The sequence below is a fragment of the Streptomyces atriruber genome (assembly GCF_001418325.1).
GTDB classification, from domain to species: domain Bacteria; phylum Actinomycetota; class Actinomycetes; order Streptomycetales; family Streptomycetaceae; genus Streptomyces; species Streptomyces atriruber.
The window spans coordinates 1-10,951 of record NZ_LIPN01000435.1; the positions used below are offsets into that span (position 1 = coordinate 1).

The 10,951-nt window shown below is 73.9% G+C and carries 3 protein-coding genes; all 3 read left to right on the forward strand.

The annotated features are described in order from the left end of the window. Nucleotides 1-428 (forward strand): MFS transporter (locus tag AOK03_RS34980; protein WP_157869162.1); only part of this gene is annotated, 428 nt, incomplete at its 5' end. Then, on the forward strand, nt 425-3,775 hold the full coding sequence (locus tag AOK03_RS34985; protein ID WP_055569416.1) for a type I polyketide synthase: 3,351 nt from the start codon (nt 425-427) through the stop codon (nt 3,773-3,775). The genes AOK03_RS34980 and AOK03_RS34985, both read left to right, overlap by 4 nt. Continuing rightward, the coding region (locus AOK03_RS34990; protein ID WP_055569417.1) for a non-ribosomal peptide synthetase at nt 3,772-10,951 on the forward strand (7,180 nt) is incomplete at its 3' end. The genes AOK03_RS34985 and AOK03_RS34990, both read left to right, overlap by 4 nt.

Consider the following 10,951-nt stretch of genomic DNA (forward strand, 5'->3'; position numbering starts at 1 on the left):
CGGTCGGGGCCTGTGTGATGTCGGCGGCGTTCATCGTGGTCTTCGCCGGGCTGCCCACGTACGTGGCGGTCGTGGCCGCCCTCGTCGCCGGCATGGCCGACGGGCTCACCGAGATCGCCTACGTCACCCGGTTGCAGGCGGCCCCCGACGAGCAGCGCGGCCGGCTGTTCGGGCTCTCCGCGTCGGTCGAGAACACCGGCTTCGGCCTCGGCATGCTGGTCAGCGGCGCGCTCCTGGACCGCTTCTCACCGTTCCAAGTCGTGGGCCTGCTACACGGGTTGGCGATCGTTCTCTGCTTCGGCATGTTCGTCGCCCTGGTGCGCCAAGGGCGCAGGCCGGAGCCTCCACCGGTGGCGCAGACGGCGGCGCAGGATCCGCCGCACCGCACGAGCAACGATCCCGTGGAGCGCGAGAGCGAGGCCCGATGACCACCACCACTGACGCCGCCCGTGACGCCGTGGCCGTCGTCGGCATGTCCTTCCGGCTGCCCGGCGCCGACACCCCGGAGGAGTTCTGGCGCACGATCCACGACGGCGCCGACCGCATCCGCCGCTTCACCGACGCCGAACTCGCGGCCGCCGGGGTGCCCGAGGAGGAGTACCGGGCCGAGGAGTTCGTCGGGGCGAGCGGGGTGCTCGACGGCATCGCGGGCTTCGACGCGGGGTTCTTCGGCATGAGCGCGCACGAGGCGCGGATCACCGACCCGCAGCAACGGCTGTTCCTGGAGTGCGTCCACCACGCGCTGGAGAACGCGGGGTACGCGGGTGAGCCGGGCTCGGGGCGCGCGGGCGGGGGTGGCCATGAGGTCGGGGTGTACGCCAGTACCGGCTACCACCTCTACTCCCTCCAGACCTACCTCCAGAACAACGTCCTCCAGGGCGGCATCGCGGACTGGGTCGCCGGACTGCAGGTCACCATCGGCAACTTCACCGACTTCACCGCCAACCGCGCCGCCTACCGGCTCGGTCTGACCGGCCCCGCCGTCAACGTCCAGACGGCATGCTCCAGTTCGCTCACCGCGGCCACTCTGGCCGCACAGTCCGTGGCCGCCGGGGAGTGCGACATCGCTGTCGCCGGGGCCACCGCCCTGCACGTGCCGCAGGTGCTCGGCTACCAGTACGTCAAGGGATCCATCCTCTCCAAGAGCGGCTTCCTGCGGCCCTTCGACGCCGACGCGGACGGGACCGTCGGCGGCACGGGCGTCGTGGCGGTGGTGCTCAAGCGCCTCGACCGGGCCGTCGCGGACGGCGACCACATCCACGGCGTCATCCGGGGCTGGGGGGTCAACAACGACGGCGCGGACAAGAGGGCGTTCAGCGCGCCCAGCGCGGACGGCCAGCGGGGAGCGATCCGCCGCGCCCTGGAACGGGCGGGCGTCGACGCGGCCACCGTCGGCTATCTGGAGACGCACGGCACCGGCACGTTCAAGGGCGACCCCATCGAGTTCGAGGGCGCCACGGCCGCGTTCCGCGCCGACACGGACCGCACGGGCTACTGCGCGCTCGGCTCGGTCAAGGCCAACATCGGGCACCTCGACGTGTGTTCGGGCCTGGCGAGCCTGGTGAAGGCGCTGCTGGTGCTGCGGCACCGCGTCATCCCGCCGATGGCCAACTTCCGCCGCCCCAACCCCGCCCTCGACCTCGCGGCGAGCCCGTTCTACATCCCCGGATCCGCGCGCCCGTGGCCCGCGGGCGACGTGCCGCGCCGGGCCTGTGTCAGCTCGTTCGGGGTCGGCGGCACCAACGTCCACATGGTCCTGGAGGAGGCCCCCGAGCCCGCGCCCCGGCCGACCACCGACGAGTTGCGGTCACGCCCTCCGGGCGTCCTGGTCGTCGCGGGGCACACGGAGAAGGCGCTCGCCGACAACGCCGAGGCCCTGCGCGACCACCTGCGCGCGCACCCCGCGACGCACCACGCCGACCTCGTGACCACGCTGGCCCTCGGCCGCTCCCACCGCGGACACCGGCTCGCGCTGCGCGGCGACACCGTGGCCGCGCTGACCGGCGCCCTGGACGACTGGCTGGCGCGGTCGAAGTCGCTGCCGCCTGTCGTGGGTGGTGCCGGGGCCGGGTTCCTCTTCACGGGGCAGGGCAGCCTCCACCGGGGCGCGGCCCGCGCCCTCCACCAGCGCTTTTCCGTCGTACGCGAGGTCCTGGACGCCTGCGAGCGGCAGTTCGCCGAGCTCACCGGCGGGGACAGCCTCCTCGGCCCGCTCCTCGGCGCCGAGGGCGAGGGGGCGGGCGCGGGCGAGCCGGTCCTGGCGACCGAAGTGGCACAGCCCGCCCTCTTCGCGCTGCAGTGCGCCCTCGTCCGGCTGTGGCGGGAGGCCGGGATCGAGCCGGACGTGGTGGCCGGGCACAGCGTGGGGGAGTACGGCGCGCTGCACGCGGCGGGCGTGCTGAGCGCCGAGGACGGGCTGCGGCTGACCACCGGGCGGGGCAGGCTCATGCGGGAGCGGTGCGCGCCGGGCGCGATGGTCGCGGTCCCGACGGACCTGCGCACGGCGGAGCGGCTGGCCGCCGAGGTGCCCGGCGTGGCGCTCGCCGTCACGAACGCCGAGCACAGCCAGGTGCTCGCGGGCCCGGCGGCCGCCATGGCACGTCTGACGGAACTCCTCGCCGGGCGCGGCATCCACGCACGCGAACTTCCGGTGCGGCACGCCTTCCACACCGCGCTCATGGACCCGGTCCTGGACGGGCTGCGGGAGCTGGTCGGCGGGGTGCGGCCGCGGCCGGGGCGGGTGCCGTTCGTGAGCGGCCTCGACGGGCGCACCCGACCGGTCGGCTGGGTGCCGGACGCCGACTACTTCGTACGGCAGGCGCGCGAACCGGTCCGATTCCTCGACGTACTGGGGGAGTTGGGCGCCTCGCACGACGGCGTGGGCGCGCTGGTGGAGATCGGCCCGCACACGACGCTCAGCGGCCTCGCCCGTCGGGAGCTCCCCGGCCGGACGGCACATCCGTCGCTGCGGCGCGGCGCGGGGCTCGAACCGCTGTGGGACGCGGCCGCCGGACTGTACCGGGCCGGGGCGCCGGTCGACTGGCGGGCCTTCATGGGCCGGGCGGGGCGCAGGATCCCGCTGCCCGGATACCGGTTCCAGCACAAGGACTACTGGACGGGGCCGGAGAACCACCTTCCCCGGCCCGAACGGCAACGTGTACGACCGACAAGGGATGGGGCGGAAGTGGCACAGGACGAGGCAGCCGTCGAGCGGGTGCTCCAGCACATCATCAAGGTCACCGCGAAGCACCTCAGTTACGACACCAGCGAGATAGCCGAGGACGCGTCCTTCTTCGACCTCGGAGCGGACTCGCTGCAGATGATCGGGGTGCTCCGGGAGCTGGAGGAGGAGCACCGGGTCAAGGTGTCGATGCGGGAGCTCTTCGAGGAGGCGGGGACGGCGAGGGGGCTCGCGGTGATCATCGCGGGGAAGTCCGTGGGGGCGGACGGTCCGTCGCTCGCGACGGCTCCCTTTGCTTCTCCGGTTCCCGCGGCCCCTTCGGCCGAGGTGCCTGCCCCGGCTGCCCCTCCGGCTCCTCCGGTCGCTCCGGCCGCACCGCTCGCACCGGCCGCTTCAGCCGCCCCCGTGGTGTCGCCGCCGCCCTCCGCCGAGTACGCCACCCGGCGCGAAGTGGACGACCTCGTGCGACAGGTCCACCAGTTGTCGCAGATGCAGCTCCAGCTGATGGGACAGCTCTCGCAGCTGCTCGCCGCACAGACCGGTCAGGTCGCCCGGGCCGCGCACGTCGCCACCGACGGGAAGGCGGGACGGTGACCGGGACCGAGTACGCCGACCGTTCCGTCGCGGTCGACCAGGACCTCGCCGCGATGGCCGAACTCTCGCAGCGCATCGCCCGGCAGCTGGGCGCCCGAGAGCAGCCGGAGTCGGAGCCGGAGGCGGCGGAGTCCCCGGCGTCCAGACCGGCCCAGCACGGTCCGCGCCCGGAGGTCGCCCGCGGCTCGGGAATGCTCCGGGCCAACGCCTCCGACAGCCAGCGGGCGCACCTCGACGACCTGGTGCGCCGCTACACCGCGAAGGCGCCCACGTCGAAGAGCATCGCCCAGCGCTACCGCCGCGTGCTCGCCGACAGCAGGGCGGCGGTCGGCTTCCGCAGCAGTACGAAGGAGATGCTGTACCCCATCGCGGGGCGGCGGGCGCGGGGATCGTGGCTGGAGGACATCGACGGAAATCGTTATGTCGACATCACCATGGGCTTCGGCGTCCTGCTCTTCGGCCACGAGCCCGCCTTCGTCACCGAGGCGGTCCGCGAGCACCTCTCGCGCGGCATCCAGCTCGGCCCGCGCAACGTGGAGACCGGCGAGGCCGCGGAGCTGCTCGCCGGGCTGACCGGCATGGAGCGCGTCGCCTTCGCCAACTCCGGTACGGAGGCGAACTCCGCGGCCATCCGGCTCGCCCGCGCCGCCACCGGACGCTCCCGCATCATCACCTTCGAGGGCGCGTACCACGGCCACAACGACAACGTGCTCGGCCGCTCCCCGCGCACCGGCGGCGAAGGCCTCACGACCGTCCCGATGTCCGCGGGCGTCCCGCTGGGCGCCGTCGCCGACCTGCTCGTCCTGCCGTACGGCAGCGAGGAGAGCCTCGCCGTCATCGAGCAGCAGGCCGCCGAGATCGCCGCGGTCGTCGTGGAGCCCGTGCAGAGCCGCCACCCGTCGCTGCAGCCCGCCGACTTCGTGCGCCGACTGCGGGAACTGACCCGGCGGCACGGCATCGTGCTGCTCTTCGACGAGATGCTGACCGGCTTCCGCCCCGCGCCGCGCGGCGCCCAGGAGCTTTACGGGGTCACGCCGGACCTGGCCACGTACGGAAAGCTGCTCGGCGGCGGCTTCCCCATCGGGGCCATCGCGGGCCGTGCCGACATCATGGACGGCATCGACGGCGGCCACTGGAGCTACGGGGACGACAGCTATCCGGCCGCCGACACCACCTTCTTCGGCGGCACCTACATCCAGCACCCGGTGTCGATGGTCGCCACCCGTGCCGTGCTCGCCCACCTCAAGGAGCACAGTCCGCGGCTCCAGGAGCGGCTGAACGCCCGCACGGACGAACTGGCCGCCACCCTCAACGCCTTCTTCGAGGCCGAGGGGTTCGCCCTGAGCATGAGCCACTTCGGCTCGATGTTCCGCTTCGAGCACCGCGCGGACATGGAGCTGCTCTACCACCACCTCATGCTGCGCGGCGTGCACGTGTGGGAGTGGCGCAACTTCTTCCTGTCCACCGAACACACCGACGGTGACGTCGAGTTCATCGTGGAGGCGGTGAAGGACTCGCTGCGGGAGCTGCGCGGCGCGGGCTTCTCCCTCGGCAAACCGGGCGGCGCCCGCCCCGCGGTCGTACCTGCTCCCAAGCCCGTACCCGTACCCGCACCGGCACCCGCACCCGTGTCCAAGCCGCAGGCCATGGCCTGGAACAGCGCGGCCGCGACCGCACCCGCGACCGCTCCCGAGCCCGCGCCGCCGAAGCCGTCCACCCGCCCGCTCGACTTCGGCGTCTACTTCTTCGGGGACTACCCGCAGGACGAGGACGGCGCCCGGCACGGCAAGTACGACCACCTCCTGGAGACGGCCCGGTTCGCCGACCGCCACGGCTTCCACTCCCTGTGGATCCCCGAGCGGCACTTCCATTCCTTCGGCGGGCTCTTCCCGAACCCCGTCGTGCTCGCCGCCGCGCTCGCCCGCGAGACCGGGCGCATCCGCATCAACGCGGGTTCCGTCGTGCTGCCGCTGCACGACCCGATCCGCGTCGCGGAGGAGTGGTCGATGGTCGACAACCTCTCCGGCGGCCGGATCGGCATCGGCTGCGCCAGCGGCTGGCACGCCAACGACTTCGTCTTCTTCCCGGAGCGCTTCGGCTCCCACAAGGAGATGATGTACGAACAGGTCGCGCAGGTACGGCAGTTGTGGCGCGGTGAGCCGGTGCGCCGCACCACCGGGAACGGCGAGAGCGAGCTGCGGCTGTTCCCGCGTCCGGTCCAGGACGCCCCGCCGATGTACACGGCGGTCGTCGGCAACCCGGCCTCGTACGAGCTGGCGGCGCGCAACGACGTCGGCATCGTCACCAACCTCATGACGCAGAGCGTCGAGCAGCTCCGCGACAACGTCGCGCTCTACCGCCGCACGCGCGCCGAGTGCGGCCTGGACCCGGACGCCGGGCACGTGGCCGTGCTGCTGCACACCTACCTCGCCGAGGACCACGCGACGGCCCGCGCCGTGGCGCGCGATCCGCTGTCGCGGTACATGCGCTCGTCCCTGTCCCTGTTCGGCAACGTCGCCAACAGCCTGGACCAGCGGATCGACATGTCGGCGATGACCGAGGACGACCTGGACGTGGTCTTCCGCCGCGCCTACGACCGCTACTGCGACCAGCGCGCCCTGATCGGCAGCCCCGAGAGCGTGCGCCCCGTCGTGGACGCGGTGCGCGCGGCGGGCGCCGACGAGGTCGTCGGCCTCGTGGACTTCGGCGTCGAGCCCGGCGCGCTGCGGGACGGCCTGACGCACTTCGACGGACTGCGCCGCGCGTACGTGACGCCTGCGCCTGCGTCTGCGCCGGTGCAGGCGCCGGTGCCGGTGCGGACGCAGGCGGCCGACGAGGGGGCGCCCCTTTCCCCGGGGCAGCAGCGCGTCTGGTTCCTGGAGCGGATGCTCCCCGGCCGCACCGCGTACAACGAGACCAAGGCCATCGAGCTCGATGGTCCGCTGGACGTCCCCGCGCTGCGGGCCGCGCTGGGCGAGCTGGCCGCACGGCACGAGCAGTTGCGCACGGTCTTCCGCGAAGTGGCCGGTGAGCCGCGCCAGTTCACCCGTCCGCCGGGCGAGGTCGACTTCGAGGTCGTCGACGGCACGGGAGGCGGTGACCCGGTCGCGGACGTGCTGAAGGCGGAGAGCGGGCGCAGCTTCGACCTGGCGGAAGGACCGCTGTTCGTCACGCGCCTGGTCCGGCTCGGGGAGCGGCGGCACGTCCTCGTCCTGTCCCTGCACCACATCGTGATGGACGCGGCCTCGGCCGCCGTCCTCGCCCGCGACGTGTCCGCCCTCTACCGCGCGCACCTGCCGGGCGCACCGGCCGCTGACCTCCCCGCCCTCACCCGTACCTACGCGGATCACGCCCGCGGGCAGCTCGACGCGCTCGGGGGCCCGGAGGCGGCCGAGGACCTGGCGTACTGGAAGAAGGCGCTCGACGGCGATCTGCCCGTCCTGGCCCTGCCGACCGACCGGCCGAGGCCCGCCGTGATGACGTCCAACGGCCGCGCCCTGTTCCGCACGCTGGACCACGAACTGTCCGCGCGGCTGAGGGAGTTCAGCCGTACGCGGCGCAGCACCCTCTTCATGACCCTGCTCGCCGGCTACGCGGCCGCGCTGCACCGCGTCACCGGCCAGGACGACCTCGTCATCGGCACCCCGATGTCCGACCGCACGCCCGAGTACGAGGACGTGGTCGGCTTCTTCGTCAACACCCTGGCGCTCCGCCTCGATCTCTCCGGGGCCCCGGACTTCGGCACGCTCCTGGACCGGGTGCGCGGGGTGGCCCTGGACGCGTACGACCACGCCGACGTGCCCTTCGAGGCGGTCGTACGGGAACTGGCGCCGCCGCGCGCCCTCGACCGGACGCCCGTCTTCCAGACGCTCGCCGAGTTCGAGACCGGCGACCCCTTCCGCTTCGACCTGCCGGGGGTGCGGGCGACGCCGCTCGACTCGGGGCCCGACAAGGCGCTGACCGACCTCAGCGTCTACTTCACCGACCTGCCCGACGGCATCCGCTGCCACCTGGAGTACCACACCGACCTCTTCGACGAGGCGACGGTCGACGCGCTCTTCGGGGTGTTCCGGGACGTTCTCGCCGAGGCGGTGGGGATGGGGGCCGGGGAGGCCGGTGTCGCGGACGTGGTGCCGCAGGAGTGGCGGCACGGGCCCGTCCGGCAGCGGACGAGCAGCACCGTCGACTCCCTGACGTCGCGGTGGGCCCAGGTGGCCCCCGGCCGCACCGCGGTGCTCAGCGGCGAGGACACCCTCACCTACGGTGAACTGGAGGAGCGCGCCGAGCGGCTCGCGGCGGTGCTGCGGACCGTGGCGGGCGGCGAGGCGCCGGTGGCCCTGTGGCTGCCGCGCGGCGCCGACCTGATCGTCGCGATGCTCGCGTCCCTCAAGTCCGGTCGCGGCTACGTGCCGTTGGACCCGGGGCAGGGCGGGGCGCGGGCCGAGGCCGTCCTCGCGGAGAGCGGTGCGCGGATCCTGGTGACGCACGGCGGCGCGGACGCGCAGGCACGGCAGCCGAAGGTGCCGGCCGGGACGACGGTGATCGATGTCGCCGCCACGGCCGACACCGTTGCGCCCCTCTCCGCCGACGGCCCGGCGACGGCACGGGCCGCCGCCGAGTCCCTCTGCTTCGCCATCTACACGTCCGGCAGCACCGGCACCCCCAAGGGCGTCGCCGTCCCGCACCGGGCCGTCGTCGATCTGTGCCAGTGGCACCACGAGCGCTTCGGGTTCACCGCGGACGACCGCAGTGCCGCGGTCTGCAGCCAGGGCTTCGACGCCGCGGCGCTGGAGATCTGGCCCGCGCTGACCGCGGGCGCCACGGTCGTCGTGGCCGACGAGGCGGTCCGCAGGGATCCGGCCGCGCTGGCACGCTGGTACGCGGACCGGCGCATCAGCTTCTCGATCCTGCCGACGGCCCTCGGTGAGGCGGTCCTCGCGCTCCCCGAGTCCCAACAGCCGCCGCTGCGGCACTTGTTGCTCGGCGGCGACGTGCTGCGCACCCGGCCGCGCCCCGGCGCGCCGTACGAGACGGTGAACGTGTACGGACCGACCGAGGTGACGGTGCTGTGCACGGCCGCGACGGTCGAGCCGCGCCGTACGGAGCCGCGTTCCTCGGACGGCCCCGACCTGCCGATCCCGATCGGCCGGCCCGTGCACAACGTCACGCTCCGGGTGCTGGCCGCGGACGGCCGGGAGGTGCCCGCCGGAGAGGTGGGGGAGCTGTACGTCGGCGGTCCCGGAGTGGCCACCGGCTATCTGGGCCGCCCCGACCTGACGGCGGAGCGCTTCGTCCTCGATCCGCGGGGCGCCGAGGGGCGGATGTACCGCACCGGCGACCTGGTGTGCTGGAATGGTGAGGGCGCGCTGGAGTTCCGGGGCAGGACGGACGACCAGGTGAAGATACGCGGCTACCGCGTCGAGCCCGAAGAGGTGTCCCGCGCGCTCAACGGCCTGGCCGGAGTCCGCGAGGCGGTGGTCCTGGCCCGGCGCGACCACCGCGGCGACGCCCGCCTCGCGGCCTACGTCGTGCGGGAGGACCGCGGACACGGCCCCGACGCGTCGGCGCAGGAGTTCGGCGACCGGCTGACGACCGAGCTCGCCGAGCGTCTGCCCGACCACCTGGTGCCCCGCGCCTGGGCTGTCCTGCCCGGGCTGCCCCTGTCCGGCAACGGCAAGCTGGACCGGGCCGCGCTGCCCGAGCCCGGCCTCGTGACGAGTCCCACCGGCCCGGCGAAGCCGCCCCGGACCTCGCCGCCCGGCCCGCCCTCGACTCCGACTCCGCCCCCGATGTCCGTGGAGGCACGGCTGAAGCGGCTCTGGGCCGGGGAGTTCGACCTCGACGCGTCAGCGATCGCGTCGGATGCCTCCTTCTTCGAGCTGGGCGGCCACTCCATCACGGCGATCCGGCTGGCCAACGGCGTGCGGGAGGAGTTCGGCACGGAGTATCCCGTCGCGCGCTTCTACGAGGAGCCCACGCTCCGGGCGATGGCGGCGTACCTGTCGGCAGCCGGTGATCCGCGGGCAGCCGGTGATCCGCAGGGAGGCGGCGATCCGGTCGGAGGTGGCGATGCGCCGGAAGCCGGTGACGCGGCCGTGGACGTACCTGCCCGCGCCCCCGTCACCGCCCAGCAGGCCGCCTTCATCACCCGCCACCGCACGCACCCCCGTCCGCAGATCTACAACGTGGCGATGCGGCTCACCCTGACGGGAGCGCTGGACGTACCGGCCCTGCGCACCGCGCTCACTGAACTCGTCGCCCGGCACGAGGCGTTGCGGACACGCTTCGTGGAGGTCGGCGGGGACGGCGAGGGCGGCGGCGAGTGGTGGCAGGAGGCGCTGCGGCCCCGGCCGGTGGACGTGCCGGAGGAGGACCTGTTCGCGCGGCACGGCTCCGCGGCCGCCGCGGCCGAGGAGGCGGAGCGCCTGGCGGGGGACACGGCAGGCGTCCCCTTCGACATCCGGGCCGAACTCGCCCCGGTTCTGCGGCTGTTGCGCGTGGACCGCGACCGGTGGGTGCTGCTCTTCGTCCTGCACCACGCGGCCTGCGACGGCTGGTCGGTCAGCCTCCTGCTGCGCGAACTGGCGGCTCTCTACAAGACGGCGGCCACCGGCGTCCCGCACGGGCTCTTGGACGCCGGGAGCATCCCGCAGCCGGGCGAGTACGCGCGCTGGCAGCGCGAGCAGAGCCGCACCCAGGACAGGGGCCGTCTGGTCGACCACTGGGCGCGGCAGCTGGAGGGCGCCCGCTTCGGCATGCCGCTGCCGCTGGACCGGCCCCGCCCCGCGGAGCTGAGCGGGGCGGGTGACGTGGTCCTGTTCACGGTGGACCGGGCCGCGCGGGCCGATGTGGAGGCGCTGGCCCGACGGCACCGGACGACCCCCTTCGTGGTGACGGCGGCCGCGCTGGCCCGTCTGGTCGCGGAGGTGGGGGAGGGGCCGGACGTCGTGCTCGGCATCTCCTACGCCAACCGCGAGCGGCGGGAGTTCGAGGCGCTCGCGGCCTGCACGGTGTCGTCCTTCACGCTGCGGATCCGGGGCGGCGACGCCGCGTCGTTCGGGGCGCTGGTGGACCAGGTGGCGCGCAGCTCGGTCGGTGCCATCGACCATGCCGCGCCGATCCGCGCGGTGGCGGCGGACGTGAGCGCCGTGCTGGGCACCGAGGTGCCGGACCGGC

What these genes read in the sequence shown, in the direction of transcription:
- AOK03_RS34985 (WP_055569416.1), top strand. Translation starts at nt 425, where the DNA reads ATGACCACCACCACTGACGCCGCCCGTGACGCCGTGGCCGTCGTCGGC.